The sequence below is a fragment of the Desulforegulaceae bacterium genome (genome assembly GCA_034006035.1).
Classification (GTDB): Bacteria; Desulfobacterota; Desulfobacteria; order Desulfobacterales; family JACKCP01; genus JACKCP01.
Genome location: JAVETN010000005.1, coordinates 69,625 through 96,294, shown reverse-complemented (window position 1 = coordinate 96,294; position 26,670 = coordinate 69,625). Strand labels below are relative to the sequence as shown.

The window sequence follows — 26,670 nt, the reverse complement described above, 5'->3', positions numbered from 1 at the left end:
TTTTCAAATCTTATATTTGATATAAAGTTAAACGTTTTTATTCAACTTTAATTTTTAAATAACACAATAAAACAAATCCTGATATTTAAAAAGTCTTTGCTAAAACCCTTAATTTGTCTAAATTTATTCTTGATTGTCTTTATTATCCTTGAATGATAAATACTTATTTTATCAGGCACAGGTGATGATTATCTAAAAATAATAAAACAACCTTTTCTTTAAGTTAACTATTAAATGAGATTTTCTATGAGATTTAACAAAGAATTTAAAAAAACCCAACTGATTTTGGGTCTGGGTTTTATCATAAATATTTTATTGTCCGCCTTAAAATTTTTTGCCGGATACTACGGAGGCAGCAAGACTTTAATTGCAGACTCAGTTCACAGCCTCAGCGATTCAATCACAGACATAATTATAATGGTAGGAGTGTTTTTCTGGACAAAACCTCCTGATGCAAAACACCCTTACGGCCATAGAAGATTTGAAACAATAACCACTCTTATACTTGGATTTGTATTAATTGGTGCAGCCCTGGCAATTGGATATGATGCATTTAAAAATTTTGGGAAAGTAAAAACTTCAGTGCCAGGAGCCATTGCTCTTTATGCAGCACTTATTTCCATTATTGTTAAAGAAATTTTATACAAAATTACAAATAAATATGGACAAAAAATAAAAAGCCCTGCTCTTATAGCAAATGCCTGGCATCACAGACTAGATGCTTTAAGCTCGATCCCTGCTTCTTTTGCAGTGGCAGGTGCTATTCTTTTTCCACAAATCAAATATCTTGATCTTGGAGGAGCATTAATTGTTTCTGTTTTTATTTTTCAAGCTGCAATAAAAATTCTCTGGCCGGGACTAGAGGAAATTTTAGGAAAAGGAGCCTCAGAAGATAAATGTAAATCAATAATAAAAACTGCTGAAAAAACTGACCAAGTAATAAGAGCTGAAAACTTAAGAACAAGATATAATGGAATGAAAGTTTTTGCAGACTTAAACCTTATTGTAAACGGAGATATAAGTGTAAGACAAGGCCATGAAATAGCAAAGTCTGTAAAAGAACAGATTATGAAAAAAAACCCGGATATTGAGGATATAATTATCCATGTTGAACCAAATAGAAAGTAAGCTTATAAACACTAAAATAAATTCTATTAAACCAAAGTCTTTAGAAATAATTTCAGCTGATAAAGTTTTAAAAAACTTTTTAAACCTTAAATCAGCTCAGCCAAAGGCTTTAGTTGAAAAAATTGAAAAAAATCCTGTTGAAATATTTTTTTATAGTTTTAATTCAAGTTTTGGAAAAATAAGAATATTTGCTGATAAATCAAAGGTTTTAGCAATTGATTTTGACAAAACCAAAAATAACAATTCATATATATTTGAAAATTTTCCTGACTCAAAACTTTTAGAATCAAAAATTTATTGTGAAAAGTTTTTTGAAAAAATCTTTTACTCACAAAAAAAAGTCTCAATAAAAACAGGGATTAAGGGAAGTGATTTTTTCATTAAAATTTTAACAGCCTTATCTCAAACAAATTCTGGAGAGCTTATTTCATACAAAAAACTTGGAAAAAAAGCTGGTTTTTCAAATGCCCACAGAGCTGTTGGAACAGCAATGAAAAAAAATCCAATTCCTTTTTTAATTCCCTGCCATAGAGTTATAAAATCAAATTTAACCCTTGGTTTTTATTCAGGAGGAATAGAAAGAAAAATAATTTATATTTTAAGAGAAAATAATCATTTAATTCCAAAAAACTTATCCACAGACTGAAAAAAAATCTCTAAAAGCTCCGGGCTTTCCATCATAAGCTCATGTCTTGCATTTTTTATTTCAAGAGAAGGCTCACTCATAAATTTTGAGATTTTTTTTAAAACTTCAATTTTCACAACACTTTCTTTAGAGCCATAAATAATTTTTGTTTTAACTTCAGGATCAATTTTTGAAATATTTTTTTTAAGATAATCCATTGATAAAAAGGCATTGAAAACCCATGAGTTTGTTGGTCCTCCAATGGCATGGTCTTTGTTTTTTCTCAGGTAAAAAATATTTTCAAAAAACTTTCTTTTGTTTGAAGTAAGGTTGTTGTTTTTAAATTTAATTTCCTTGTATTTACCTGTACCAACTAAATATGAATCACCTAATCCTGATTTTACAAATGTATTTACATAAAGTTTAGCAAGACTTTGAGAAAGTGGAAAAGTCCTTATCTCAACCATGGGAGAAGAAAAAACAATTTTTTTAAAAATGCTGTTTTTATTTTCTATCAAATACCTCATCAAATTATGGGAACCCATTGAATGTGACAACCCATATACTTGATCTCCAGGTTTAATAAAGTTTGAAATCTTTTTTAAAAAAAAAGACAAATCCTTTTGATAATCCAAAAAATCATTTACATGGCCTTTATCTTTGTCTAAAAGCTCACGACAAGAACCTCCCTGCCCTCTCCAATCCATTAAAACGGCAAGAAAGCCTTTTTCAACAAAATGCCTTACAATATGATGATACTTTTCAAAATACTCAGCTCTGCCCTGTAAAATAACAATTACTTTAGAATAGTCTTTTTTTCCAAAAACTCCGTATCTTATTTTTTTAGAATCATACCCCTTAAAATAATCTTTAATACTTATTTCCCAATCTTCCATTTTTAATTTCCAAATAAAGTTTCTATTGCCTAAAAATGATTTTCTGATAATTTCATCATCAATTATAATTTATAATTAAATTTGCTTTAAATTGTTAATCAAATACTCACCAATAATAGAAAGATAATTAAATTGGAAGAAAAACATTCCTACGAATTTGCAAAAAATTACGGTGATCCAGCCTTTGGACTCTCAAGAAAACAAAATGAAGAAGCAATTCATTATTATCTTCAAAAACTTTCAGAAGATAATTTTATGAAGCTCCTTCTCCCAAAGCTTGAAGATAAAGAGCTTGAATACCTCCATGATTTGATTTTTACTCTTTTAAAAAATCATATTGAAGAAGACGAATACCATAAATATTTTCTTAAAGACGGAACCCATGAATAATAAAAACATATTTTCTGAAGCTGAGCTTGAAAACTATGCAGATATAATGATCTGGGGGCTTAAAAGAGCAAAGAAAAAAGCTTTGGAAAAAAATTCTTTTGTTCAAATAAAATACGACCATGAGGCCGCAGCCCTTGCAGAAAAAATTTATCAAAAACTTCTTTTGCAAGGTTTTAACCCAGATCTTAATCTTTTAAAAAACCCGGATCTTGAAAAGTATTTTTTCAAAAACGCAAACCTTGATCAAATTTGTTCAATCAAACCTGGATATGATAAATATTTAAAAAACATCTCCGGATCTATAACTATTATTGCCCCGCTTTCTTTAAACCACCTAAAAGATGTTGACTTTACAAACCTTTCAGAGTTTTCAAAATCAAGAAAAAATTTAAGAAGTATTTTAAATGAAAGGGAAAAGTTGGGAGATTATTCCTGGACATTATGCATCTATCCTACAAAAACACTTGCTGATGCTGCTGGAAAAAAACTTAGTGAATATGCACAATTAGTATCCAAAGCCTGTTTTCTTGGAGAAAAAAATCCTATAAAAACCTGGGAAAAAACAGCAGAACAAATAGAAAAAACTAAAAACAAACTTCTTCAGCTTGAAATAGATTATTTCCATATTAAATCTGAAAATACAGACCTTTATGTAAAACAGGGAGAAAAAAGAAAATGGCTTGGACTTTCAGGAAGAAACATTCCAAGCTTTGAAATATTTATAACCCCTGATTGCAGATTCACTTCAGGAAAATATTATGCTAACCAGCCCTCATTTAGAAACGGAAATCTTGTTGAAGATATAAAACTGGAGTTTAAAAATGGCGAAATAGTTTCAGCAAGTGCTAATAAAGGAGAAAACTATCTACTGAAAACCATTGAAACAGATGAAGGTGCAAAAAGACTGGGAGAATTTTCCATGACTGATAAAAAATTTTCAAAAATCAACACCTTTATGGCAAATACTCTTTATGATGAAAACTATGGAGGAGATTTTGGTAATGTTCACATAGCTCTTGGAAACTCATATTCGGACAGTTTTTCAAAAGATCTTGAAAAGCTTGATAAAAACCTTAAAAAAGAACTTGGCTTTAATGAGTCTTCAATTCATTGGGACATTGTAAATACAGAGAAAAAAACTGTTACAGCCCTTTTAAAATCAGGTAAAGAAAAAATAATTTACAAAAACGGAAAATTTATGGTTTAAGAGTCAAGCTCTGATTTTCTTTGTTGATAAAGCCTGTGAATTGTCTGGGCATGCCAGCGGCCTTTGTTTGAAAAAGTTGGAATCCCTTGGGCTTCAAGATAATCTGCAATCTCCTCATATGTGCTCTTATCTTCCCTTAGAGAAACAATAAGGTCTAAAACTTTGTTCTTTTGCTCTTTAGAAGCTTTTTTTATTTTGACTGATTCTGAATTTGAAGCATCAATAAAACTTCCACCTTTTTCAGCAAGAAGTTCAATGGAGCGAGCTAAAGATCCAAAAATTAAATTTCTTTCTTCCTCAATTTCTATCTTATGATCCAGGGCGTCCACAATCTTTTCATTGGTCTCGGTTATTCTACTCATCACAACCATTAATTCTGGAATAAGTTTGGCAAATTCATTCAAAATCAAGTCTAAGTCAGATTTTGAATGGGGCTGTCTTCTATCTCCCCCTTTGCTTCGCCTGTCTGGATGAGGATAGGGCCTTTTATTATCCATGGGAGATCTGTATGAACCTGGATATTTGTCCTTTTGCTGGCTTCTTAATTGTTTTAAAAATTCGTTCATTTACACCCCTTACCCCTTGAAACAATTTTTTAGGAAATTTATTAAAACTGCAAACTCAGAAATTGAGATCGTCAATATAACAAAATAACAAAATAACAAACTTTGTATATTAAACAAAAAACAAGCTCAATTTAATTAAAGCTAAAAAACCAATTCATTTGGGAGAAAAATTTTGTTTTAGTGGATTGTCGATATAATATAAATTAGTATATCACTCGTCAAAAAGGTGTCAAACATTATTAATCTTTATCCTTTTGCTATTGTTTATCCTTGCAATTTAAGACTTTTTATCGGAAAAAGTACTGACTTGATTTAACTAATCAACCTGATAAAAATCTTCTTGTCAAAAAAACCTGGATACTCCAAAAAAATAAATAAATTTTTGTTGATTATCTCAAATAAAAAGAAAGGTCTAACCAATGATTTTAATAATAGATTTCGGTTCTCAATTCACCCAGCTTATAGCAAGAAGGGTAAGGGAGCATAATGTATACTGTATTATTGAGCCACCGGGTTTTTCAATGGATCAAATAAAAAAAGCAAACCCCGAGGGAATTATTCTCTCAGGAAGTCCTGCAAGCTTTTATGATTCAAATGCCCCAAAATGCGATCCTGAGGTATTTAACTTAGGAATTCCTGTGCTTGGAATCTGCTATGGAATGCATCTTATGGCAGAAATTCTTGGAGGAAGTGTTGAAAAATCAGATAAAAGTGAATATGGATTTTCTAAAATAGATATAAAAATTAAAAACGGCCTTTTTAAAAATATAATTGACAGCACAGTATGGATGAGCCATGGAGATTCAGTAACAAAACTTCCAAGTGGATTTGAAATTTCAGGTTCCACAGAAAATACAGAAATTGCTGCAATGGAAAACCAGGACAAATCTTTTTTTGCATTCCAATTCCACCCTGAAGTTGTCCACTCTGTTGAAGGTTCCAAAATGATAGACAACTTCATTTCCACCTGTGGATGCAAAAGAGACTGGACAATGGATTCATTTGCAGAATCATCAATCAGGGAAATAAAAGATTCAGTTAAAGACAAAAAAGTAATTCTTGGCTTAAGCGGAGGGGTTGACTCTTCTGTTGCTGCAGTTCTTATTCACAGGGCGATTAAAGACAATTTGAATTGCATTTTTGTTGACAATGGGCTTTTAAGAAAAGACGAAAGACTTCTCCTTGAAAAAACTCTTCATGGACATTTAAATGTAAACATAGAGTTTATTGATGCCTCTGAAAGATTTTTAACAGCATTAGAAGGAGTTACAGACCCTGAACTTAAAAGAAAAATAATTGGAAATCTTTTTATAGATGTATTTGAAGAAAGTGCAAAAAAAATTGAAGGAGCCTCTTTTCTTGCCCAGGGAACATTATATCCAGATGTAATAGAATCAAAGTCAGCATTTGGAGGACCATCTTCTGTAATAAAATCTCACCATAACGTTGGAGGTCTTCCTGAAAAAATGGAGCTGGATCTTTTAGAACCTTTACAATATTTGTTTAAAGACGAGGTAAGAGAACTTGGAAAATCCCTTGGACTTACAGATGAAATAGTCTGGAGACAGCCTTTTCCAGGACCTGGTCTTTCAATAAGAATTCTTGGAAAAATTACAAAAAAACGTCTTGACATTTTAAGAGAAGCAGACGCAATTTTAAGGGAAGAAGTAAAAAAAGCAGGTCTTTACAAATCCCTTTGGCAGGCATTTGTTGTTCTTCTTCCCATAAAAACAGTAGGTGTGATGGGAGACAAAAGAACCTATGAAAACACTGCTGTGATAAGGGCTGTTGAAAGTAAAGACGCAATGACAGCAGACTGGGCTAAACTTCCATATGAATTTCTTGGAAAGGTTTCAAACAGAATAATAAACGAAGTAAGGGGAATTAATAGAGTTGCCTACGATATAAGCTCCAAACCCCCTGCAACAATAGAATGGGAATAATTTCAAATGAATATGGACAACTCCTTTGAAACAAAACTTCTTGAAGAAAAAACTGAAAGACTTGGGTTTTCTCTTGTTGTTGTCTCTGTATTAATACCTGTAGTTCTGGTTGCCATAGGCTTTTTTGGGTATGCTGAACTTAAAAACTCAATAAATGAGCTAAACTCAAACAAAGAAAAAAGTCTGACCAGGATGTCTTCAGAATTTGAAAATACAATTTTTAAAAATGCCTCAAAAACAGAAAAAATTGAAAGTAAAATTACAGATTTTGAAGATAAAATAAAAACTTTTTCCCAGGATATTTTAAGTTTGGATAAAAAAATTTCCAAACTTGACTCTGGAATAGAAAAACAATTAAATCCAGGTTTAGATAAAATAAACAAGAACTCCCTTTTAATTAATTCTATTTCAGGCTCTGTTTCAAATATCAAAAACGCTGGTGATAAAAATTCAAGTGAAATAAAATCAATTTCAAAAACCCTTTTGGAAACTCAAAATTCAATCAAAGCTTTAAGTTCAAAAACAGCTGAATTTTCAAAAACAGCTGTCTCTCTTTCCAAGGAAATAGAGTTATTAAAAACCAAGATTAATTCAAATAATGCTTTGGAACAAATAGAAAATATTTATAAAGAAATTAAAAAAAGAGAAATTAAAGAACGAATAATTGAAGAACGACTTGACCAGATGGAAAAATTTTTGGAAACTAAAAACTTTGAACACTCAGGTTTTTCTGAAAAAAATCTTATTGAAAAGGACATAGAATAATAAAATGGATCTTTTAAAAAAATTTGATACCCCGGAAATTAACTCCTATGTTTTTCATCCATCAAAGGCAAGCCCTGATTCTTCAGATGTAAAAAGAATTAAAATCAATGTAGATGAAAATATAATAATAGGAGCCTCTTTATTTGAAGCTTCAAAAGAAGCTCCATTTATTCTCTATTTCCATGGAAACGGCGAAATTGTAAATGACTATGACGAGCTTGGATTAGTTTTTGCCCAGCAAAATATAAACTTTATGCCTGTTGATTACAGAGGATATGGATTTTCCAATGGTACTCCAACTCTTTCTTCAATGATTTCAGACGCAGGTAAAATTGGCGATTTTGTCCATGAATACAGAAAAGAAAATAATTTTACGGGTAAATTTGCTGTAATGGGCAGGTCCCTTGGTTCAGCTTCAGCTATTGAACTTGGATATTCCAAAGATTATTTTGATGCTCTTATAATTGAATCGGGGTTTTTTAGTTTTAAAAAACTATTGAGGAATCTTGGTTTTTACAATGAAAAATATGAAAATTTCGATGACCCCTTAAACCATGAACAAAAAGTTTCATCTTTTAAAAATCCAGTACTGATAATTCATGGAGAGTTTGATGAAATCATACCTTTTTCAGAAGGTAGAAAACTATTTGAAAATTCAGGTGCAGAAAACAAAAAACTTGTAAAAATCCCGGGTGCAGGCCACAACACAATTTTTTCATTAGGTCTTAATGAATATTTTGCTTCTATAGTTAATCTGCTATTCTAACAATATTTTTTTTAAATAATAAAGATGAATCCTATTAAATTAAAAAAAGCAAGTTGATTGCACTTTAATTACAATTAATCTTTCTGTTGAATGTGGAATTATTCTTTTTTAAGAAAAAAGGCAAAATAGTACAAAAGTAAATCCAAATACTTCAAGACTTAACAAAAAAAAATTAAAAAGGCTTTGTTTAAACTTGCATAGCCAGACCTTGCTTTTTTTTACAATAAAAAAACAAATTAACCCAAATACAATGTTGAAACAAGAATACTTGACAAACCCCTTTATTACTTCCAAACAGATAAATTTCTGCTAAAACCTTTCTTCACATTGATTTTATCTTATGCTAGGTTAGCAAAATTATATTAACAATGGTTAGAAAAGGAGATTTATGCTAATCAGCCAATTCAAAAAAGTTATACTGATTTTTATTTGTTTAACCGGTTTTTTTTCTGTTCCCGGATTTTCAGAAACCAATAATTCAATTGACAGACAAAGTACCCTTAAGTTTTTTCAAGAATACAAAACACTCCACCAGCAGATCCAGGAAATTCAAAAACCAATTATTGACAAAAGCCCAAAACTTCAGTCTCAAATTAAAGAAATCAGTGAAATAGTAACCAAAACCTGGGGGGAAAATGCTGAACTTTACAATGTTGATATTGAAAAACTAACCAGTCTTGAAGAAAAAATTAAAAACAAAGAGCTGGCCCAAGAAGAGAAAAACAAATTTATGGCTGAATATAAAGAGGAATCCCATAAATTTTATAAAGCAAAACAGGCAACTCTGACTGATGATAAAATTCGCACCCTTCAAAGTGAGCTTGAGGAAAAACTTAAAAAAGAAACTATTAAATCAAACCCTGACTCAGCCAAAATTTATTTGGAGCTTGAAAAAGTTAAAAAAAAGATTGTTGATCTGCAAAAAACTACCAATTAAAAAACATTGTCTGGTTTTACAATAAAAAAACCAGACAAGAAACAAACCTTTACTCATAAATTTTTTCATTATCAGCATGGGCTTCTTCACAGTCAAACTCACAATCTCTTACTGTTCTATCCTCCACCTGTTTCATTAATTCTTTATACCATTCATGGGCAATAATCATGGACATCACTTCATTTGAACCGGTCCAAATTGTTGAAAGCCTGATATCCCTGTAAATTTTTTCAACGGGATAAATATTAGTATAACCAATTCCTCCCATTACCTGCATTGATTTATGAACAACTTCCTGGCAGGACTCAGTAACAAATTTTTTGGCTTCTGAAACAAGTCTTCTTATTCTGCCCTGTTCAATTCCAGCATCTACTGCTGAAGCAACTGTATAAATAAATGACCTTGAAGCATCAAGTTTCATGGCAGCTTCAGCCATTTGAAAGCTTACTCCCTGAAACCTGGCTATTTCCTTTCCAAAGGCTTTTCTTCTTGTGGTGTATCTTGTTGCAATCTCTAAAGCTGGCCTTGCAGCTCCGATGGTCATGGCTGCAGTTCCAAGTCTTTCAGGTATCATCATAGTATTAAACACGGGTAAAACATTGTTTACTTCACCTACAATATTTTCCTTTGGAACCTTTACATCCTTAAAAACAATTCTTGCAGTTCCTCCTCCCCTGCATCCCATAAGACCATAAAGATATTCAACATTTACACCTTCTGTCCTATCAACAATTAAGCAGGTCAGTGATTTATGAGGCTTTGCATCAGGATCTGTTTTTGCATAAACAAGAAAATAATCAGCTCCTTCTCCCCCAACTATAAATCTCTTTTGCCCGTTTAACAAAAAATAATCTCCCTTATCTTCTGCTGTGGATGTAGTTCCAAAAAAATCAGAACCTCCTCTTGGTTCGGTAAGACATTCAGCTGCAAAGATTTCTCCTTTTAACAAAGGCTTTACATATTTTTCTTTTTGAAAATCAGTTCCATGAGAAACTATGGCGTCACATACAAGCTCAGCTCCAACACCAAAGGTGCAAGCCATTATATAGCCCAACACTCCCACCTCTTCCATTACAACTCCTGTAGTGACCCAATCAAGCCCTCGTCCTCCCCATTTCACAGGATAGCGACATCCAAAAAGATTTCTTTTTCCAGCTTCTTTTAAAAATTCTTTTGGAAAGCGAATCTTTTCCTGATCCATTTCATTTAACATTTCTCTTGGAACAGATTTTACAAAAGCCCTTACTTCATCCCTTAACTTTAGTGCTTCCGGACTCATCAAATAGTCAAACATGGATTTCTCCTTTTAATTTTCTAAGTTTGCCAGTCTTTTTATAAACTTATCCCTCATTTCCAAAAGATCTTTTTCAACCAGCTCAAGTTCATCTTTTCTTTGGCTAATCTCTTTTAATTTTTTTTCAGCATATTCCAGAGAGCGTTGAATCTGCTTTTTTTCTTCAGGCTCTGAATCTGCAAAACCTATCATCTCTGAAATTTCAGAAAGTGAAAATCCAAACCTTTTGCCTCTTAACACAAGCTTAAGTCTTGCCCTGTCCTTTAAGGAATAAATCCTTTGATTTCCTTTTGTTCTTTCAGGACTTATAATTCCTTTTTCTTCATAAAATCTTATGGATGAAGGGCTGATTTCCAATTCTGAGGCCAATTCTGAAATTGAATATTTTTTCTTTTTCATTTCCACCTCAAACTTAAAGTTAAGTTTAACTTAACTGTTTTATTATTTTATATCAATAAAAAATAAGAAAAAAATTTAGAAAAATTATAAAAAAATAAAATACAAAAGCTTTTATCAGCCGTGTAAAAAAAGCTAAAACTCCTGACTTGCTTATCTGCCACAAAAAAACCAACTCGATTTTAAATAATTTTTAATGTTGACCTTAATCATTAAAGTATTAACTTATTATTCACTGACAACATAAACCTAAGGAGCAAAATATGCAGGAAAGAACCGGTTTAACAGCAATAGAAGGAAATCCGCTTACACTTATTGGCCCGGAACTTAAAATTGGCGAAAAAGCTCCAGAGTTCAATGTTACGGGCAATGAAATGAACAATGTATCTTTAAGTGATTTTAAGGAAAAAGTTCTTGTCATATCAGCAGTGCCATCACTTGACACACCTGTTTGCGATATTGAAACACAAAGATTTAATTCTGAAGCTGGAAAACTTAATAATGATATAAAAATTCTTACAATCAGTATGGATCTTCCATTTGCCCAGAAAAGATGGTGCGGAGCCAACAATATTGACAAAGTCATCACTCTCTCCGATCATAAGGAAGCTTCTTTTGGAATGGCTTTTGGAGTTCTTATAAAAGAACTCAGGCTTTTAGCAAGAGCTGTTTTTGTTCTTGATAAACATAGAATTATTCAAAACATGGTAATCCTTGATGAAGTAACTAAAGAACCTGACTACAACCAGATAATCCAATCTGTAAAAAAACTAATTTAAAATAAATTGCCTGTTTTATAACCTTATAAAGCAGGCAGTTTTCAAACTTAACTTATATTTTTAAACTTTTTTGTTCCCTAATGATAAAAACAAATCCTTATTCAAAAATCACACCTTGACCAAAGAGATTTTGTTCAATATATATTCACCTGAATTAAATTTTTGAAGGCAGTTTTTTAAATGACATTGAATTCTTTAAAACCAGATGAGTTTATCAAAAAGTCTGAAAATAAACTCATAATAGATGTTAGATCTCCCATAGAATATTCCAAAGGACATATCCCAAACTCAATAAATATTCCTCTTTTTTCCAATGAAGAAAGAAAAGATATTGGAACAATATACAAAACTACAGGAAAAAAAGAAGCTGTATTAAAAGGGCTTTTATATGTTCAGCCAAAGCTTTATTCCTTTGTCAGTCAAATTTATGAACTTACTTCAAAAGACCAGGACCAAGAAATTTTTGTTTATTGTCATAGAGGAGGGCTAAGAAGCGAATCTTTTGGGTGGCTGCTTCATACATCAAGCTTTAAGGTTACAAGACTTGACTCTGGTTATAAGGGTTTTCGTAAGTTTGTCCTTGATACCCTTGGTAAAAAAATGAAGTTTATTCTTCTCAACGGAAAAACAGGCACTGGAAAAACAAAAATTTTGGCAGAACTTGCAAAAAAAGGAGAACAGGTTCTTGATCTGGAAAAACTTGCCTGCCACAAAGGATCTGCTTTTGGTGATTTAGGCCAAAAAAAGCAACCTTCACCCCAGCAGTTTGAAAATAATATTTTTTATAAAATTATTAATTTTAATTTTGAAATGCCTATATGGGTTGAAAATGAAAGTCCTGGAATAGGTAATCTTTTTATTCCATTGGAGATAAGAAACAATATGAAAAATGCTCCTTTGATAAATATTGAACTTCCAGCAAAAGAGCGAATAAACAGAATTAAAAAGGAATATGGACAATTTAACCAGGCCTTTTTAGAAGAAAGAATAAAAAAAGTTCAAAAAAAACTTGGCCCTGAAAATTTAAAAAAAGCTATTTTTCATCTTTATAACAATGAAATTGAGGAAACCATAAAAATACTTTTAACTTATTATGACAAGGGTTACTCCTACTATATGAAAAAAATTGATTACCATGAAAACAATTCAACAATAAATCTTGAAAAAGACGATCCCCTTAAAAACGCTGAAATTATTTTAAACTTTTATTCATGTAAAACTTCTATAATAGGAAGCTCCCATTGATTTGCCTTAATGTTTTTTCTTCTTTCAATATCTTCATCGTCTTCTTTTTGTCTTTGAATAATTGCAAGCACCCTTCCAACAGGCTTAGCCTCTTTTTCTAAAACACTTTTCCATCTATTTATTCCATGATTAGAAAGTCTTCCAATTTTATTTTGATTTTTATCTTTTAAAACAATTACTTTCCCATATTTTAAGTTTTCAAATTCTAAATAGACTCTATCTTTTGGATTTAAATTTTTTAAATTAGAATGAATTTCATGATTTTTATGAAAATATCCACCATAACTTATAAAAAGATCTTTCATCCCAATTATAGATACTTTAACTCCTGACTTGTAACCTTTAATTTTTGAATTTTTTGCCATTTTTTCATAAATATATGGAAATTTATGAAACTTTTTTGTATGGGGATTTTTCTGCCCTTTTAAACTATAAAGAAACAATCCTTTTTTTACCCTTGTTATTCCAACATAATAAAGCCTTGTTTCATCTTCAATTTCCGAAAAATTTAACCTGTCCCAACCTCCGTCGGTTATGAAAACATATTTAAATTCCATCCCTTTTACACTGTGAACAGTTCCAAGAAAAACTCCATTTCCAGTTTTTGGATCTCTTTTTTCCTCTGCAAAAGCTTCAAAAAAAACTTTTTAAGCTCTAAAACTGAAACAGCAATTTCACCTGTAATTCCCTCCCAAATATCAAGGAGCTCAAAAATCTGCTTTGTCCAGATATTTTCATTTTCAAATAATTTTAAAAAATCCTTTTTAATTTGTGAAGGTAAAATACTTTTTTCAATATTTTTTTCAATATAGTCAAAAAATATCTGAAATTCCCATACCAAAAGCATTGGTTGCACAAATAGCTGGAATTTTACCATCTATAAAATCATCTTGGATATTTCTTTTTTGAGGTTCTAAAAGACCTGCATGAAAATGTTGAGATTCAAGTCCCTTTGAATTTAAAAATGAGCTTAAAAATTCTGTCCCTTTACGAGTTAAACAATAAACTATTCCAGCACCGCCATTTTCTTTAAGCTTATCATTGAGAATACTAAATATTATATCATTTTTAACTGATGAATTCACAGGCCACACAGAATATAATAGATTCTCCCTTGCTACACCTCCTGCAAATACTTGAATATCAATTCCAAGAGCTTCCATGAAATGTGATTTTATCTCTTCTACCACATCCATTTTTGCAGTGGCAGTATAGGCACAGACAAAAGGGTTTCTATTCATTTTTGTACAGTATTTATTTATAAATTCTGAAACATAAAGGTAATCAGGTCTGAAATCATGTCCCCATTTTGAAATACAATGGGCTTCATCAAAAACAAAACATCCAATATCTCTTGATTCAAGAAGTGACACAATGCTTTTATTTCTAAGCTGTTCAGGGGAAATATATAAAAGTCCTGAATAACCAAGTCTTACCCTTTCCATTACAGCACCTCGCTCTGGCAGAGTAAGGCTTCCGTTTATTGTATCGGCACAAACTGTATTGGTGTTTTTGTTTAAATTATCAACCTGATCTTTCATAAGAGCTTTTAAAGGAGAAATTACAATTGTCAGATCTCCAAGCCTTTCAAACCTGTGAAGGGCCGGAATCTGATAGCAGATAGATTTCCCTCCTCCGGTGGGGAGGATTCCAAGGATAGAGATTTCTTCTAAATTTGCATCAACTATTTGTTTTTGAAGCTCTCTTTTGTCAGAAAGAGTTCTATAACTTCCAAATCCAAAATATTTTTTAAGTAATTTTTTAGAATTATTATTTTCTTTACAATAAGAGCAATTCTCATTACCACAATAAAACCTTAAAGTTCTTATTAATTCTGCAATTTCTGGAAACTCAAATTTTACCCAGGAAGGAAGAACAGAATTTCCCCCTGATACAAGAATCCATGAAAGGAGATATGAAAGAATGGGTTTTTTAATTTTATTGTAAAAATAATTTTCTTCTATTTTTTCCAACCCATTAACACAAATTTTTCCATGGGAAAGACTTTTAAAAATTTCTATTGCCTTTATTTCATTTACAACTTCCGGAGCCATACTTGAAAACAAATCAAAAATACCCTTAAAACTATTTTCATTTCCTCTTATTAAAACATCTTTAAAAGCAAATGAATAAAATGACAAAAGCTTTGGATTTGTTTTTTTCTTTAAACAAAAAGCATTTATCTGATCTTGAAAAATTGAAAAAGACAATAAAGAATCTTCCACAGGATCACTTTTACCTGTTCTTACAATTTTATAGTCTTTTACAAGTTTGTGATAGGGATTTTCAGGAAAGGCCAGGGGAGATAAAAAAAGTGTGTCAATTACTGGAAGCTTTAAAAAAGAAGCTTCAGGACAAAGATCTTCTGCAATTAAAAGATCGTGGTTTATAATATTATGCCCAAGAATATAATCAGCACCTGATGAAAAAGCATCAAGTTCATCAAATATTTTTTTATATTTTTTATTTTACCTGATCTGAATTTTTTTCCTTTAAACACAGCCCCTATTTCATAAATTTCTTTTCCAGGAACAGCTTCAAAATCTATGGTAAGAATATTTTTAAATTTTTCCTCTAATTCATCCATAATTTCTCTTTTAAATGATTGAGTTTATAACTTTGTTAATCAAATAAGTAAAAAGTTCAATCAAAAAGATTTTTTTATAACTTTTTTAGAGATTTAAATTAGTGATTGCCCACAAACAAAAAGAGCTCTTAAATAATTAAGAGCTCTTTTAATATATTAAATGGGATTTTTAAGCAGAAACTACATCATTCCGCCCATTCCTCCCATACCGCCCATTCCTCCTGCACCCATTCCGCCGCCTGGATTTTCTTCAGGAATTTCAGCAATCATTGCTTCAGTTGTAAGCATTAGAGATGCTACTGATGCAGCATTCTGGATTGCAAATCTTACAACTTTTTTAGGATCGATTACTCCGGCTTCAATAAGGTCTTCGTATACACCTTTTGCTGCGTTATAACCATAGTTACCTGAATTTTCTTTAACTTTTTCTACTACAACAGAACCTTCAACACCTGCGTTGTCAGCAATTTTTTTCAAAGGAGCCTGAATTGCCTGAAGAATTACCTTAACTCCTGCTTTTTCTTCTTCATCATCAATTTGAAGCTCTTCAATTGCTTTAAGACATCTGATAAGAGCAACTCCACCTCCAGCAACTATACCTTCTTCAACTGCTGCACGTGTAGCATTAAGAGCATCTTCAACTCTTGCTTTCTTTTCCTTCATTTCAGTTTCTGTAGCTGCACCTACGTTAATAACTGCAACACCGCCTACAAGCTTTGCAAGACGCTCCTGAAGTTTTTCTCTGTCATAATCTGAAGAAGTATCTTCTATTTCAGCTTTAAGCTGCTTAACTCTTGCTTCAAGCTCACTTCTTGCACCGCCTCCGCCAACAATTGTAGTATTGTCTTTGTCAATTGTTATGCTTTTTGCCTGACCAAGATCTGAAATCTGAACATTTTCAAGCTTAAGTCCCATATCATCTGAAACAACCTGTCCACCTGTAAGAACAGCAATATCCTGAAGCATTGCTTTTCTTCTGTCACCAAAACCAGGAGCTTTTACGGCTGATACATTAAGTGTGCCTCTAAGTCTGTTTACAACAAGAGTTGCAAGAGCTTCGCCTTCAATATCTTCTGCAATTATTAAAAGAGGCTTACCCATTTTTGCAACACTTTCAAGAACAGGGATAAGGTCTTTCATTGAAGCAACTTTATTTTCACTTAAAAGAATAAGAGGATCTGAAACTTCAACTACCATTTTTTCAGAATCTGTTACAAAGTACGGAGAAAGATAACCTCTGTCAAACTGCATACCTTCAACAACGTCAAGATAGGTATCCATTGACTTGCCTTCTTCAACTGTAATAACGCCTTCTTTTCCTACTTTTTCCATTGCGTCTGCAATGATATTTCCAATGGTTTCGTCATTATTTGCTGAAATTGTACCCACCTGAGCAATTTCTTTTCTATCTCTTGTGTCGGTTTTAAGTTTTTCAAGTTCTGAAACAACAACTGCAACAGCTTTGTCAATCCCTCTTTTAATAGACATTGGATTGTTACCTGCAACAACAAGCTTTCTTCCTTCTTCGTAAATTGCTCTTGCAAGAACTGTAGCAGTAGTTGTACCGTCACCTGCCATGTCGCTTGTTTTGCTGGAAACCTCTTTTACCATCTGGGCTCCCATATTTTCGAACTTATCTTCTAAATCAATTTCCTTTGCAACTGTAACACCGTCTTTTGTAATTGTTGGTGAACCCCAGGCTTTTTCAATTACTACATTTCTTCCTTTAGGTCCTAGTGTTACTGCAACTGCATCTGCAAGTTTTTGAACACCGTCAAGCATTTTTGTACGTGCTTCTTCACTATATAGAATTTCTTTTGCTGCCATTTGGCCACTCCATTAAATTTTTAAAGTTAAACATTAATAAAACAAGGTAGATATTTGAAATACAACAGGGAGGTTGAATTATTCTACAACTGCGTAGATATCATCCTGACCCATTATGATATATTCTTCACCGTCAAGCTTAAGTTCATGTCCGCCGTACTTGCTGAATAAAACTTTATCTCCTACTTTAAGTTCCATAGGTATTATTTTGCCTTCATTGGTAACTCTTCCATTTCCAACAGCTACAACTTCTCCTTCAGAAGGCTTTTCTTTTGCTGTGTCAGGGATAATAATTCCACCCTTTGTTTTTGTGGGCTCTTCCGTTCTTTTTACAACAACACGATCTTGAAGAGGCTTAATGTTCATCTTTACTTCTCCTTGTATTTTACTGTTAAATTATTATTTATTTTCTGGACTAAACTTTTACTGTCCCTTCCTTGAGACAAATTAAAAACTTAACTAAAAAAGACTTAGGCTTTTATTTTGTTAAATTTTTATTTTTGTAAAGGAAGAAAAAAAACTGTTTTGCCCAATCATTAATTCATCCTGCCAACGTGAGGGAATTTAAGCATAAATTTTCAATTGTAAAGGGTCAAAAAAATATTTTTTTATTCTTCAGGCCCTGAAGCCGGATTATTTGCCAGATTCCCCGCGGGAACAGAATCTGGGGTTGGACTATTGTTTTTTTCTGCAGAAGTTTTTTTATCTGCATAATCTGTTACATACCAACCGGTTCCCTTAAGGTGAAAACTGCTTCTTGAAATAAGTTTTTTAACAGGCCCTTTTCCGCAAAACCTGCATGTTTGCGGACCTTCTTCGGAAAAACCATGAATAACTTCATCAACTTTACCGCAATTTTTACATCCATACTCATAAATGGGCATCTCAAGTCTCCATGTTTAAATAGGTCTCTTTTCAAATTCATGTTAAAATTAGTCAGGTTTTTCAGGTTGTCAAGCCCTGGCAAAAAAAAATTTTGAAAAAAAGAGGGTTAAAAAAAGAGGTGTTTTTTAAAAAAATCAAAAATTTGTTGCCTATATTGGATTGAATTTTTTTCCATTATGTTTTTTGTAATCTTATGAACGAGTTTTTCTTCTTTAAACATTTCTTCCTGATTTGCTTCAAATTTTTTAATATATTTTGAAAATCTTAAAACATGAATAAGCTCATGAACTATTATATAAACTAAAAACGGTTCTATTGATAAATTAAATTTTTTCACCCTGTCAAGAATTGTATTATCCTGAATGCAAACTCTATAAACAGTATAAACAGAAGAATTAAAAGGACTGCCCCAGGGCTTTGCATCATACTTTACAACCTGAGCAAAAACATCTGGAACTATTTCATGGGGTTTTAATTCTTTTAAGGTTTTAAAATCATATTTGAGTTTTTTCCAATCGGAATCCGACATTTTATAAAAATCTGCCGTCATTTCTTCAGATCTCAAAATAATCCCGTTTAAAAGATTAATTTCTTTTTTGGAAAAAAAATGGTTTTCCATTATTTTTCAATTCCTTCAGATTTTATACAAATTAAAATTTAAAGACATAGATAAAATTAGAAGTGATTTAATTTGGGAAAATTAAAAAATTTGCGGAACCAATTTTGTGGATTAATTCCGCAATTTTTAAAAACAAAACTTTAATTGTTTTTTTCAACAAGTTCATAAATAAGGCTTAAAGCATCTTCAAGCTTTGAAGGATCACTACCTCCAGCCTGAGCCATATCAGGCCTTCCTCCACCGCCTCCACCCACAATGGCTGCACATTCTTTTACTAATTTACCTGCATTAAATTTATTAGTGAGATCTTTGGTAACTCCTGCTGTAAGCATAACTTTTCCTCCTGATTTTGCACCAAGAAGAATTATACCTGATTTAATTTTATTTTTAAGCTTGTCTGCAAGATCTCTTAAAGAACCCTGATTGTCTGCTTCCACTTCCTTTGAAAGAACTTTTATTCCATTTATAACTTTTATTTCCTCTTCAAAATTACCTGATTTTGATTCGGCAAGTTTTGTCTTTAGCTTTTCAACTTCTTTTTCAACTTCTTTTGAATGTTTTAAATGCCTTTCAAGCTTTGAAACAAGACTTTCAGGTCTTTCCTTTAGCAAAGATGCTGCTTCAGCAAGCTGTCTTTCACGCTCCTGAACATAGAACAAAGCTTTTTGGCCTGTAAGAGCTTCCATTCTTCTTACTCCGGCAGCAATCCCGGTTTCAGACAAAATTTTAAAAAGACCAATATCACCGGATCTTAATGTATGAATTCCTCCGCAAAGCTCCATGCTAACATCATCTAAAGAAACAACCCTTACTCTTTCCCCGTATTTTTCTTCAAAAAGAGCTGTTGCACCAGAATTAATAGCCTCATTCATTGACATCTCATTTACTGAAACTTCATAGTTTTCTATTATTTTAGAATTTACCCATTGTTCAATTTTTTCAATTTCACCTGGGCTCACAGGAGAAAAATGAGCAAAGTCAAACCTTAACCTGTCATGGGAAACAAGAGAACCAGCCTGTTTTACATGATCACCCAAAATATTTTTAAGAGCGGAATGAAGAAGATGAGTTGCTGTATGGTTTCTTGCTGTGTTTTTTCTTTTTTCTGGGTCAACCAAAAGAGAAACTGATTCCCCTTTTTTTATTTCACCCTCAACCACCCTGACCTTGTGAACTCTTATTCCTGAAGGATCGTTTATTGTATCAAAAACTTCTCCTTTAAATCCTTGTTTTCTTACAATTCCACTGTCTCCTGCCTGACCTCCAGCCTGGGCATAAAACGGGGTATTTTTAAAAACCATGTCAATGGTTTCACCTTTTGAAGCTGAGTCTGTTTCCTTTCCTTCTTTTACAATCTTTACAAGTTCTGAATTTGACTCAGTACAAAAATATCCTTCAAATTCAGTTTTAAAACCCTGGGATGCCAGCTCTTTGTAAGCATCTATTGCAGAAGTAAATAAGACATCTTTTTTTGACATCTGCCTTTGCTTTTCCATACAGGATTCAAAACCTTCCATATCAAGGCTATAATTTTTATCTTTTAAAATATCCTTGACTATATCAGGGGGAAATCCATAGGTGTCGTAAAGTTTGAAAATAAGATCACCAGGAACTTCTGATTTGTTGTTTTTTTCAAGCTCAGCCACTGCTTCATCAAGATGTTTCAATCCAAAATCAAGGGTTTCCGAAAATCTTTTTTCCTCGTTTTCAATCACATTCATAATAAAGCTGCCTGAATCCCTAAGCTCAGTAAAAACATCATTCATCATTTCCAAAACAACCTTTGAAGTTTCATTCAAAAAAGGCTTGTGAAGTCCCAGCTGTCTTCCATATCTTATGGCTCTTCTCATTATTCTTCTTAAAACATATCCTCTTCCCTCGTTTGATGGAAGAACTCCGTCACCAATAAGAAAACAAGCCGCCCTGCTATGATCAGCAATTACTTTCATTGCAATATCCACAGGTTCTGACTGCCCTATTTTTTTGCCTGATAACTCTTCAACTTTTTTTATTATGGGAATAAAAAGATCTGTTTCATAATTTGTTTTTGTTTCCTGCATTACAGAAGCTATTCTTTCAAGGCCCATCCCTGTATCAATGCTTGGTTTTGGCAGAGGAGTAAGAGCACCGGACTCGTCTTTATTAAACTGCATGAAAACAAGATTCCAAAGTTCAAGAAATCTATCACATTCACATCCAAGTTTGCAATCAGGAGAGCCGCATCCATACTCTAAACCTCTATCTATATGAATTTCAGAACAAGGACCGCAAGGGCCTGTATCGCCCATTGCCCAGAAATTATCCTCTTCGCCCATTCTATGGATTTTATCCTTTGGAATGCCAATAATTTCATTCCAGATCTCAAAAGCTTCATCATCATCTTCGTAAATTGAAATAAGAAGCTTTTCCTTTGGAAGTTTATACCCCTCTGTTAAAAGCTCCCAGGCAAATTTTATTGCATCTTCCTTAAAATAATCCCCAAAGGAAAAATTCCCAAGCATTTCAAAGAAAGTGTGATGCCTTGCAGTATAACCCACATTTTCAAGATCATTGTGCTTTCCTCCCGCACGAACACATTTTTGGTAAGTTACTGCCCTTGAATAATCTCTTTTGTCTTCGCCCATGAACACTCTTTTGAACTGGACCATCCCGGCATTTATAAACAAAAGAGTGGGATCATCAGAAGGAACAAGAGAAGAACTTCTTATATTCTTATGGTTATGTTTTTCAAAATATTCAACAAACTTTCTTCTTATTTCTTTTGAACTTATCATTATATAAAAACCCTTAGAAATTACTGTTTTTTAGTTTTAGCCGGTTCTTCCTTTTCAGGAGTCTTTTCCTTTTCAATTGAAAGGCCCATTTTTGTCCTTACTGCTTCAAACATTTGATTGTAAACTTCAGGGTTTTCAATAAGATATTTCTTAACATTTTCACGTCCCTGACCTATGCGGTTTGAATTGTAGGAATACCAGGCTCCGCTTTTTTCAACTAATTCAAGTTCAACCCCTATATCAATAATTTCACCTGTTTTTGAAATTCCCTCTCCATACATAAGATCAAATTCTGCTTCTTTAAAAGGAGGTGCAAGTTTGTTTTTTACTATTTTGACTCTTGTTCTATTTCCTGTAATTTCCTGACCGTCCTTAATTGGAGTTGATCTTCTTATTTCCAATCTTACTGAAGAGTAAAACTTAAGAGCATTTCCACCTGTTGTTGTTTCAGGGTTTCCAAAAACAACTCCAATTTTCATTCTTATCTGATTTATAAAAATAAGTGCTGTATTTGTTTTGCTTATGGTTGCTGTAAGTTTTCTTAAAGCCTGGGACATAAGTCTTGCTTGAAGCCCCATATGTGAATCACCCATTTCCCCTTCAATTTCAGCCCGGGGGACAAGGGCTGCAACAGAATCTATTACTAAAATATCAACTGCCCCGCTTCTTACAAGCATTTCAGCTATTTCAAGGGCTTGCTCTCCTGTATCGGGCTGGGAAACAAGAAGCTCGTCACAATTTACTCCAAGCCTTTTTGCGTATGCAGTATCAAGAGCATGCTCTGCATCAATAAAAGCGGCAACTCCGCCTTTTTTCTGAGCTTCTGCTATGGCATGAAGAGCCAGGGTTGTTTTACCTGAAGATTCAGCACCATAAATTTCTGTAATTCTTCCCTTGGGAATTCCGCCTACTCCAAGACTTTTATCTAAAGCAACAGAACCAGTTGAAATCACAGGGACTTCTATAACCTCACGGCTGCCAAGCTTCATAATTGAACCTTTACCAAACTGCCGCTCAATTTGCCCCATTGCAGAGTCTATGGCTTTTGCCTTGTCAGATACTGACATATTTAATTTCTCCTATATATTTATTTTTTAAGTTTTTTTATAAATAAAACTGAATACTTTGCTCCATAAGAGAAAAGCTCACTTTTATAAAACACTATTTCATCTATAACAAAAAAACCTCTTAATAAAGAATTGTATTTATCAAGAACATCAAAAAGATTTTTTACCTCCTTGTTTTTCTTAAACCTTCCAATTGTTATATGGGGATGAAAATGCTCCTTATCTTTTTGAAAACCATGGTGTTCAAGATTTTCTCTTATTTTTACAGTCATTAAAGATAAAGGGGATAAATCTCCCTCAAGGCCTGTCCACAAAACTCTTGGCCTTTTTTTATCAGGAAAAACCCCAAAACCTGAAAAACCCATATTTAATGCCAGAAAACCTTCTAAAGCACTATCAAGATTTTCAATAATTTCAGATTTTGACAACTCATTAATATTTCCCAAAAACCTCAGCGTCAAATGTATATTTTCAGGTTTCACCCATTTTATACTTTTGAGCTCGTTTCCTAAAAGCCCTTGAAGATTTTTTATTTTTTCACATTCCTCGGGTGGAATTTTTGCAGCTATAAAAGTTCTGATCTGTTTTCCCATTATTAGTCAGCCCATATCTAAATTTATATAATCAATCTCAAGATTATATTTGCAAAAACGCCTGCAATTAGATCATCAAAAACAATCCCGCTTCCTCCTTTAAAAACTGTTTCAGCTTTTTTAATCGGCCATGGTTTTAATATATCAAAAAATCTAAACAGCAAAAAACCACAACCCAAAGAAAAAAAGCTAATACCAATCCCAGACATTGCGACCATAAATCCTGCAAATTCATCAATAACAACTTCTTTTGGATCTTCATTTTTTAAAATAACTGATGCTTTATCTGAAACATATACAGAAAACAAAATAAAAAATGTAAGAAAAATCCCTGTAAAACTCTCAGGAATAAAAGAAACAGCAATTATAAGGGGAATTGAACAAAAACTGCCTATTGTTCCCGGAGAAACAGGAGATTTACCCGAGTATCCACCCAAGGCAAAAAAAAGAATAATTTTATCCTGGTCAAGTTTCATTAGTTGTTTTCCAGAGTTTGTAATGAATAAACATTGATAATTTCAAGAAGAAATTTAGCACAATCTACCATATCTTTTAATGAAATATTTTCATCTATTGTATGTATATTTTTCATTCCTGTTCCTATTACTCCTGCCTTTATTCCTTTATGGAAAAAAACATTGGCATCTGCTCCACCGCCTATTTTTTTCCCTTTTAATTCAAACCCAAGGTTTTCAGCTGCTTTATCTGCAAGTTTAAAAACCTTTTCATCTCTGGATAAAGAAACATTTTTAAAATCATCTTCAACTTTAATTTCAAGTGCTGGAAAATTTTTATCAGGACTTTTCTGTTTTTCTTCTTTAATTACAAGTTCAAACACAGACTTCATTGTTTCAATAACTTTTTCAAGTTTTTCGGGATCATGGCTTCTTGCCTCGGCTTTAATAACAACTTTATCAGGAACAATATTTGTTGCTTTCCCGCCTTTGATTATTCCTATATTGCAAGTTGTTTCATCATCAATTCTACCGCTTTTAATTTGTGAAAGAGCTTTTGCAGCTGTAATTATAGCATTAACACCTTTTTCCGGCTCAGCTCCTGCATGGGCAGACTTTCCTGTTATTTCAAAAATTATTTGACTGCATGAAGGAGAACTTACCACAATTCCTTCAGGATCAGTTGAATCTGGAATATATCCAAAATCTGCCCTTATAAGAGAAGTGTCAAAAGCTTTGGCTCCTTTTAGTCCTCCTTCTTCAAATACAGTAAATACAAGATCTATGGGACAAGTTTTAAGATTATTTTCCTTTATAACATTAATAACTTCAAGAATCACTGCTATTGCCGACTTGTTATCAGCACCAAGAATTGTATCACCTTTACTTCTAAAAACTCCATTTTCAAATACAGGTTCAACTCCTCTTCCAGGCTCAACTGTATCCATATGGGCACAAAGCATAAGAGGCGGTAAATCTATGTTTCCGTCAAAATACCCTATAAGATTGTTTGACTCTGTGTTTAAAATTTCTGAAGCATTGTCTTCTTTTGTTCTTATTTCAATATTTTCAATATAGTTTTTAATCCAGATACAAACTTCTTTTTCATGACCTGAAGGGGAATCAATTCTGACCAAATCTTCAAACATCTGTTTTAACCTTAATTCATTTATCATTTTATCCTCTTTTTTAAATAAAGATTGACATTTTACCCAAATAATCTATATCATTTTTTTCTGTTAACAAAAATACGGAAGTGCGTAGTCTCTGGTGAGGCTCCCGGACTTCAAATCCGGTGTGGGGCGCTAGAACCGTCCCGGGTGGGTTCGATTCCCATGCATTTCCGCCATTTTTTTCATTTCAAACACTTAGAGCCAGTCATTTCATAAAAAACAAATAAATTAACCTTTGTTCATTTTTAACCAAAATACTATTGCATCCAGACGAATCTAAAAGCTAAATTATCAGATTGAACTATATTGTTTTTTAAAAAGTTAGATGAAATCAAAGTAATGGATATTTAGCTTTAAAAAATTAAAGTCTAAAAGATTTTTAATTTCATCCTTAAATAGTGAGGTAGACACAGGTTTTGCATTTTTTTTCATTTAGCAGGTCATCTAAGGTTTATTAAAAATATTGTAAATCAGCTTTTGCTATAAAACTTTTTCCAATCCAGGCATTTCAATAATCATAATTTTATTTGGAGGTTTGACTCCATATTTTACAGTTTTTTCAAGGATATCTAATATAAACTTCTTTGTTAAAAGTTTTCTTTTTTATAATTTCTTTTATCAAATTTAAAAATTGTCATAATTTTGTAAGCTTTTAAAAATTCTATCTTTGATAATCTTTTTTAAACTATCAGGTGAAACCACAATTACAAATTCTCCAAAACCTAAAATCCATTCTTCAAGAGCCCAGTTTATTGGAGCTGTTATTTCAACATCCAGGGTTTTGTCTTTATTTTCTAAAATTTTTTGTGTGGAATGATAGGAAAATTCTTCAAAAAGATAGGCTGCTTCAGGCATTACTTTTAATTTTATTGTTTCAGGCTCTGAAGTAAAACCTCCAAAACTTTTATTTACAATTTCATCAACTTCATTCCTGTTTATTTCAGGAACTTCAATTCCTTTAACTTCTTTAATATCTTTAAATTTATCGATTCTCCAAGTGAAATATTTACCGCTTGGAGCTCCTGCTGTGATCAGATAAAGCCTGTTTTGAGAAATCCAAATTCTTAAGGGAAGAAAAACAGATTCTTTTTCTTCATTATTTCTATTTATATATTTTGCTTCTAAAACTTGATTCCTTGCAATAGCCTCAAAAAGAGCTTCAAGGACTTTTTCTGAAATTTTTTCACCTGAATACTTTTTTCCGATTTCTAAAACAGATTTCACATACAAAAGTTCAGGTTTTTTACCGCTTTTAAGCCTTTCATTAATTTTTTCATAAAAAAGAGAATTCATTTTTGTAAAATATTTTTTAAGATAAAACTTTTCTGATAAATCTGATTCTGCTGCTGCTCTTGAAATTGCAAGAGTAATTATATCAAATGATGAAGGAGAGAAATTATACTCACTGGTTTTAAGAGGATCGCTTAAAAGATAACCTGTGTTTTTAAACTTTCCCCTTAAATCCTCAAATTCTTCAAGATCAATTTTATTGCCATTTTTGTCTGTCATTATTACTGGAAAACCACATTCAATTAAAAGTTTCAAGTCTTCCCTTGTTGTCTGAACACTACATTTATTTTCATTAAAAGGATATTTTTTATGAGTTTTTTCATTTATTTCTTTTGCACTAAGAGGAACTTCACTACTTGAAAGCAAAATCAGGGTTTCCCATGAACGTTGAAGTCTTCTGCCTTTTTCGCCAAATCTTGCATGTTTAAAACCTATTTTATTCACTTTAATAAATCCTTATATTT

The 26,670-nt window shown here is 32.3% G+C and carries 28 protein-coding genes and 1 tRNA gene; 11 read left to right on the top strand and 18 right to left on the bottom strand.

The features are described 5' to 3' along the window. Window positions 1-246 precede the first annotated feature (246 nt). Complete coding sequence (locus tag RBR53_05680; GenBank protein ID MDY0132141.1) at window positions 247-1,128, top strand: cation diffusion facilitator family transporter; 882 nt, start codon at window positions 247-249, stop codon at window positions 1,126-1,128. Next, window positions 1,106-1,774: a methylated-DNA--[protein]-cysteine S-methyltransferase gene (locus RBR53_05675; protein MDY0132140.1), complete on the top strand. Its 669-nt coding sequence runs from the start codon at window positions 1,106-1,108 to the stop codon at window positions 1,772-1,774. The genes RBR53_05680 and RBR53_05675 overlap by 23 nt, the downstream gene beginning before the upstream one ends. On the opposite strand, the gene RBR53_05670 is transcribed toward RBR53_05675, so the two are convergent. Further along, entirely contained in the window at window positions 1,741-2,649 is a 909-nt protein-coding gene (locus RBR53_05670; protein ID MDY0132139.1) for an alpha/beta hydrolase, read from the bottom strand. The genes RBR53_05675 and RBR53_05670 overlap by 34 nt on opposite strands. A 132-nt stretch (window positions 2,650-2,781) precedes the next feature. On the opposite strand from RBR53_05670, the gene RBR53_05665 reads away from it, so the two are divergent. Next, complete coding sequence (locus tag RBR53_05665) at window positions 2,782-3,039, top strand: cytoplasmic protein (protein ID MDY0132138.1); 258 nt, start codon at window positions 2,782-2,784, stop codon at window positions 3,037-3,039. Beyond that, on the top strand, window positions 3,032-4,246 hold the full coding sequence (locus RBR53_05660; protein ID MDY0132137.1) for an aminopeptidase: 1,215 nt from the start codon (window positions 3,032-3,034) through the stop codon (window positions 4,244-4,246). The genes RBR53_05665 and RBR53_05660 overlap by 8 nt, the downstream gene beginning before the upstream one ends. On the opposite strand, the gene RBR53_05655 is transcribed toward RBR53_05660, so the two are convergent. After that, window positions 4,243-4,812 (bottom strand): recombinase family protein, encoded by a 570-nt coding sequence (locus RBR53_05655; protein ID MDY0132136.1) that lies wholly within the window; start codon window positions 4,810-4,812, stop codon window positions 4,243-4,245. The genes RBR53_05660 and RBR53_05655 overlap by 4 nt on opposite strands. Before the next feature lie 419 nt (window positions 4,813-5,231). Here RBR53_05655 and guaA point away from each other — a divergent pair, with 419 nt between their 5' ends. The 4 genes from guaA (at window position 5,232) to RBR53_05635 (ending at window position 9,223) form a co-directional block, all read left to right on the top strand. Beyond that, window positions 5,232-6,755, top strand: a complete 1,524-nt coding sequence (gene guaA / locus RBR53_05650; GenBank protein ID MDY0132135.1) for a glutamine-hydrolyzing GMP synthase — start codon at window positions 5,232-5,234, stop codon at window positions 6,753-6,755. Between the two features lie 6 nt (window positions 6,756-6,761). Further along, window positions 6,762-7,520 carry a hypothetical protein gene (locus tag RBR53_05645; GenBank protein MDY0132134.1) on the top strand — a complete coding sequence of 253 codons (759 nt, stop codon included), beginning with the start codon at window positions 6,762-6,764 and terminating at the stop codon, window positions 7,518-7,520. Window positions 7,521-7,524: 4 nt separating this feature from the next. Continuing rightward, the gene (locus RBR53_05640; GenBank protein ID MDY0132133.1) at window positions 7,525-8,286 is read left to right on the top strand and encodes an alpha/beta hydrolase; all 762 of its coding nucleotides are present in this window, start codon (window positions 7,525-7,527) and stop codon (window positions 8,284-8,286) included. Between the two features lie 388 nt (window positions 8,287-8,674). Continuing rightward, complete coding sequence (locus RBR53_05635; GenBank protein MDY0132132.1) at window positions 8,675-9,223, top strand: hypothetical protein; 549 nt, start codon at window positions 8,675-8,677, stop codon at window positions 9,221-9,223. A 49-nt stretch (window positions 9,224-9,272) separates the two neighbouring features. On the opposite strand, the gene RBR53_05630 is transcribed toward RBR53_05635, so the two are convergent. Together RBR53_05630 and RBR53_05625 are read right to left on the bottom strand one after the other, a co-directional pair. Then, window positions 9,273-10,517, bottom strand: coding sequence for an acyl-CoA dehydrogenase family protein (locus tag RBR53_05630; protein MDY0132131.1), 1,245 nt, complete (start codon window positions 10,515-10,517; stop codon window positions 9,273-9,275). Window positions 10,518-10,529: 12 nt separating this feature from the next. Next, entirely contained in the window at window positions 10,530-10,916 is a 387-nt protein-coding gene (locus RBR53_05625) for a MerR family DNA-binding transcriptional regulator (protein ID MDY0132130.1), read from the bottom strand. Between the two features lie 260 nt (window positions 10,917-11,176). Between RBR53_05625 and tpx the strand changes: the two genes are divergently transcribed. After that, window positions 11,177-11,692: a thiol peroxidase gene (gene tpx / locus RBR53_05620; GenBank protein MDY0132129.1), complete on the top strand. Its 516-nt coding sequence runs from the start codon at window positions 11,177-11,179 to the stop codon at window positions 11,690-11,692. A gap of 180 nt (window positions 11,693-11,872) precedes the next feature. Then, the gene (mnmH, locus tag RBR53_05615) at window positions 11,873-12,937 is read left to right on the top strand and encodes a tRNA 2-selenouridine(34) synthase MnmH (GenBank protein ID MDY0132128.1); all 1,065 of its coding nucleotides are present in this window, start codon (window positions 11,873-11,875) and stop codon (window positions 12,935-12,937) included. Here mnmH and RBR53_05610 read toward each other — a convergent pair. From RBR53_05610 to RBR53_05550, 13 genes are all read right to left on the bottom strand, one after another. Then, a complete protein-coding gene (locus tag RBR53_05610) occupies window positions 12,898-13,494 on the bottom strand; it encodes a hypothetical protein (GenBank protein MDY0132127.1) in 597 nt (198 codons plus the stop codon). The two genes, mnmH and RBR53_05610, sit on opposite strands and share 40 nt — an antisense overlap. A 5-nt stretch (window positions 13,495-13,499) precedes the next feature. Beyond that, a complete protein-coding gene (locus RBR53_05605; GenBank protein MDY0132126.1) occupies window positions 13,500-13,784 on the bottom strand; it encodes a hypothetical protein in 285 nt (94 codons plus the stop codon). Next, on the bottom strand, window positions 13,750-15,162 hold the full coding sequence (locus RBR53_05600) for a RecQ family ATP-dependent DNA helicase (protein ID MDY0132125.1): 1,413 nt from the start codon (window positions 15,160-15,162) through the stop codon (window positions 13,750-13,752). The genes RBR53_05605 and RBR53_05600 overlap by 35 nt, the downstream gene beginning before the upstream one ends. 161 nt (window positions 15,163-15,323) lie before the next feature. After that, entirely contained in the window at window positions 15,324-15,524 is a 201-nt protein-coding gene (locus RBR53_05595) for a hypothetical protein (protein MDY0132124.1), read from the bottom strand. A 180-nt stretch (window positions 15,525-15,704) separates the two neighbouring features. Next, window positions 15,705-17,351, bottom strand: a complete 1,647-nt coding sequence (gene groL, locus RBR53_05590; GenBank protein MDY0132123.1) for a chaperonin GroEL — start codon at window positions 17,349-17,351, stop codon at window positions 15,705-15,707. Window positions 17,352-17,429: 78 nt separating this feature from the next. Further along, entirely contained in the window at window positions 17,430-17,717 is a 288-nt protein-coding gene (groES, locus tag RBR53_05585; GenBank protein ID MDY0132122.1) for a co-chaperone GroES, read from the bottom strand. 242 nt (window positions 17,718-17,959) lie between these two features. After that, window positions 17,960-18,235, bottom strand: a complete 276-nt coding sequence (locus RBR53_05580) for a zinc ribbon domain-containing protein (protein ID MDY0132121.1) — start codon at window positions 18,233-18,235, stop codon at window positions 17,960-17,962. 107 nt (window positions 18,236-18,342) lie between these two features. Then, window positions 18,343-18,855, bottom strand: a complete 513-nt coding sequence (locus tag RBR53_05575) for a hypothetical protein (protein MDY0132120.1) — start codon at window positions 18,853-18,855, stop codon at window positions 18,343-18,345. 140 nt (window positions 18,856-18,995) lie between these two features. Continuing rightward, window positions 18,996-21,629 (bottom strand): alanine--tRNA ligase, encoded by a 2,634-nt coding sequence (gene alaS, locus RBR53_05570; protein MDY0132119.1) that lies wholly within the window; start codon window positions 21,627-21,629, stop codon window positions 18,996-18,998. Between the two features lie 20 nt (window positions 21,630-21,649). Further along, window positions 21,650-22,696 (bottom strand): recombinase RecA, encoded by a 1,047-nt coding sequence (recA, locus tag RBR53_05565; protein ID MDY0132118.1) that lies wholly within the window; start codon window positions 22,694-22,696, stop codon window positions 21,650-21,652. Between the two features lie 20 nt (window positions 22,697-22,716). Further along, window positions 22,717-23,289 (bottom strand): RNA 2',3'-cyclic phosphodiesterase, encoded by a 573-nt coding sequence (gene thpR / locus RBR53_05560; protein ID MDY0132117.1) that lies wholly within the window; start codon window positions 23,287-23,289, stop codon window positions 22,717-22,719. 23 nt (window positions 23,290-23,312) lie between these two features. Further along, the gene (locus RBR53_05555; protein MDY0132116.1) at window positions 23,313-23,765 is read right to left on the bottom strand and encodes a phosphatidylglycerophosphatase A; all 453 of its coding nucleotides are present in this window, start codon (window positions 23,763-23,765) and stop codon (window positions 23,313-23,315) included. Then, the gene (locus RBR53_05550; protein ID MDY0132115.1) at window positions 23,765-24,919 is read right to left on the bottom strand and encodes a M20/M25/M40 family metallo-hydrolase; all 1,155 of its coding nucleotides are present in this window, start codon (window positions 24,917-24,919) and stop codon (window positions 23,765-23,767) included. The genes RBR53_05555 and RBR53_05550 overlap by 1 nt, the downstream gene beginning before the upstream one ends. Before the next feature lie 76 nt (window positions 24,920-24,995). On the opposite strand from RBR53_05550, the gene RBR53_05545 reads away from it, so the two are divergent. Next, window positions 24,996-25,092 (top strand) — tRNA-Sec (locus RBR53_05545). Between the two features lie 448 nt (window positions 25,093-25,540). On the opposite strand, the gene RBR53_05540 is transcribed toward RBR53_05545, so the two are convergent. Next, a complete protein-coding gene (locus RBR53_05540; GenBank protein ID MDY0132114.1) occupies window positions 25,541-26,650 on the bottom strand; it encodes a WYL domain-containing protein in 1,110 nt (369 codons plus the stop codon). Between the last annotated feature and the right edge of the window lie 20 nt (window positions 26,651-26,670).

Excerpts from the sequence above, each read along its gene's own strand:
- RBR53_05635 (MDY0132132.1), top strand. The coding sequence starts at position 8,675 with ATGCTAATCAGCCAATTCAAAAAAGTTATACTGATTTTTATTTGTTTA.
- RBR53_05630 (MDY0132131.1), bottom strand. The coding sequence starts at position 10,517 with ATGTTTGACTATTTGATGAGTCCGGAAGCACTAAAGTTAAGGGATGAA.
- tpx (MDY0132129.1), top strand. The coding sequence starts at position 11,177 with ATGCAGGAAAGAACCGGTTTAACAGCAATAGAAGGAAATCCGCTTACA.
- mnmH (MDY0132128.1), top strand. The coding sequence starts at position 11,873 with ATGACATTGAATTCTTTAAAACCAGATGAGTTTATCAAAAAGTCTGAA.
- thpR (MDY0132117.1), bottom strand. The coding sequence starts at position 23,289 with ATGGGAAAACAGATCAGAACTTTTATAGCTGCAAAAATTCCACCCGAG.
- guaA (MDY0132135.1), top strand. The coding sequence starts at position 5,232 with ATGATTTTAATAATAGATTTCGGTTCTCAATTCACCCAGCTTATAGCA.
- RBR53_05555 (MDY0132116.1), bottom strand. The coding sequence starts at position 23,765 with ATGAAACTTGACCAGGATAAAATTATTCTTTTTTTTGCCTTGGGTGGA.
- RBR53_05670 (MDY0132139.1), bottom strand. The coding sequence starts at position 2,649 with ATGGAAGATTGGGAAATAAGTATTAAAGATTATTTTAAGGGGTATGAT.
- RBR53_05645 (MDY0132134.1), top strand. The coding sequence starts at position 6,762 with ATGAATATGGACAACTCCTTTGAAACAAAACTTCTTGAAGAAAAAACT.
- groL (MDY0132123.1), bottom strand. The coding sequence starts at position 17,351 with ATGGCAGCAAAAGAAATTCTATATAGTGAAGAAGCACGTACAAAAATG.
- recA (MDY0132118.1), bottom strand. The coding sequence starts at position 22,696 with ATGTCAGTATCTGACAAGGCAAAAGCCATAGACTCTGCAATGGGGCAA.
- RBR53_05575 (MDY0132120.1), bottom strand. The coding sequence starts at position 18,855 with ATGGAAAACCATTTTTTTTCCAAAAAAGAAATTAATCTTTTAAACGGG.
- alaS (MDY0132119.1), bottom strand. The coding sequence starts at position 21,629 with ATGATAAGTTCAAAAGAAATAAGAAGAAAGTTTGTTGAATATTTTGAA.
- RBR53_05595 (MDY0132124.1), bottom strand. The coding sequence starts at position 15,524 with ATGGATGAATTAGAGGAAAAATTTAAAAATATTCTTACCATAGATTTT.
- RBR53_05675 (MDY0132140.1), top strand. The coding sequence starts at position 1,106 with ATGTTGAACCAAATAGAAAGTAAGCTTATAAACACTAAAATAAATTCT.
- RBR53_05625 (MDY0132130.1), bottom strand. The coding sequence starts at position 10,916 with ATGAAAAAGAAAAAATATTCAATTTCAGAATTGGCCTCAGAATTGGAA.
- RBR53_05550 (MDY0132115.1), bottom strand. The coding sequence starts at position 24,919 with ATGATAAATGAATTAAGGTTAAAACAGATGTTTGAAGATTTGGTCAGA.
- RBR53_05605 (MDY0132126.1), bottom strand. The coding sequence starts at position 13,784 with ATGCTTTTGGTATGGGAATTTCAGATATTTTTTGACTATATTGAAAAA.
- RBR53_05580 (MDY0132121.1), bottom strand. The coding sequence starts at position 18,235 with ATGCCCATTTATGAGTATGGATGTAAAAATTGCGGTAAAGTTGATGAA.
- RBR53_05610 (MDY0132127.1), bottom strand. The coding sequence starts at position 13,494 with ATGGAATTTAAATATGTTTTCATAACCGACGGAGGTTGGGACAGGTTA.
- RBR53_05640 (MDY0132133.1), top strand. The coding sequence starts at position 7,525 with ATGGATCTTTTAAAAAAATTTGATACCCCGGAAATTAACTCCTATGTT.
- RBR53_05680 (MDY0132141.1), top strand. The coding sequence starts at position 247 with ATGAGATTTAACAAAGAATTTAAAAAAACCCAACTGATTTTGGGTCTG.
- RBR53_05655 (MDY0132136.1), bottom strand. The coding sequence starts at position 4,812 with ATGAACGAATTTTTAAAACAATTAAGAAGCCAGCAAAAGGACAAATAT.
- groES (MDY0132122.1), bottom strand. The coding sequence starts at position 17,717 with ATGAACATTAAGCCTCTTCAAGATCGTGTTGTTGTAAAAAGAACGGAA.
- RBR53_05660 (MDY0132137.1), top strand. The coding sequence starts at position 3,032 with ATGAATAATAAAAACATATTTTCTGAAGCTGAGCTTGAAAACTATGCA.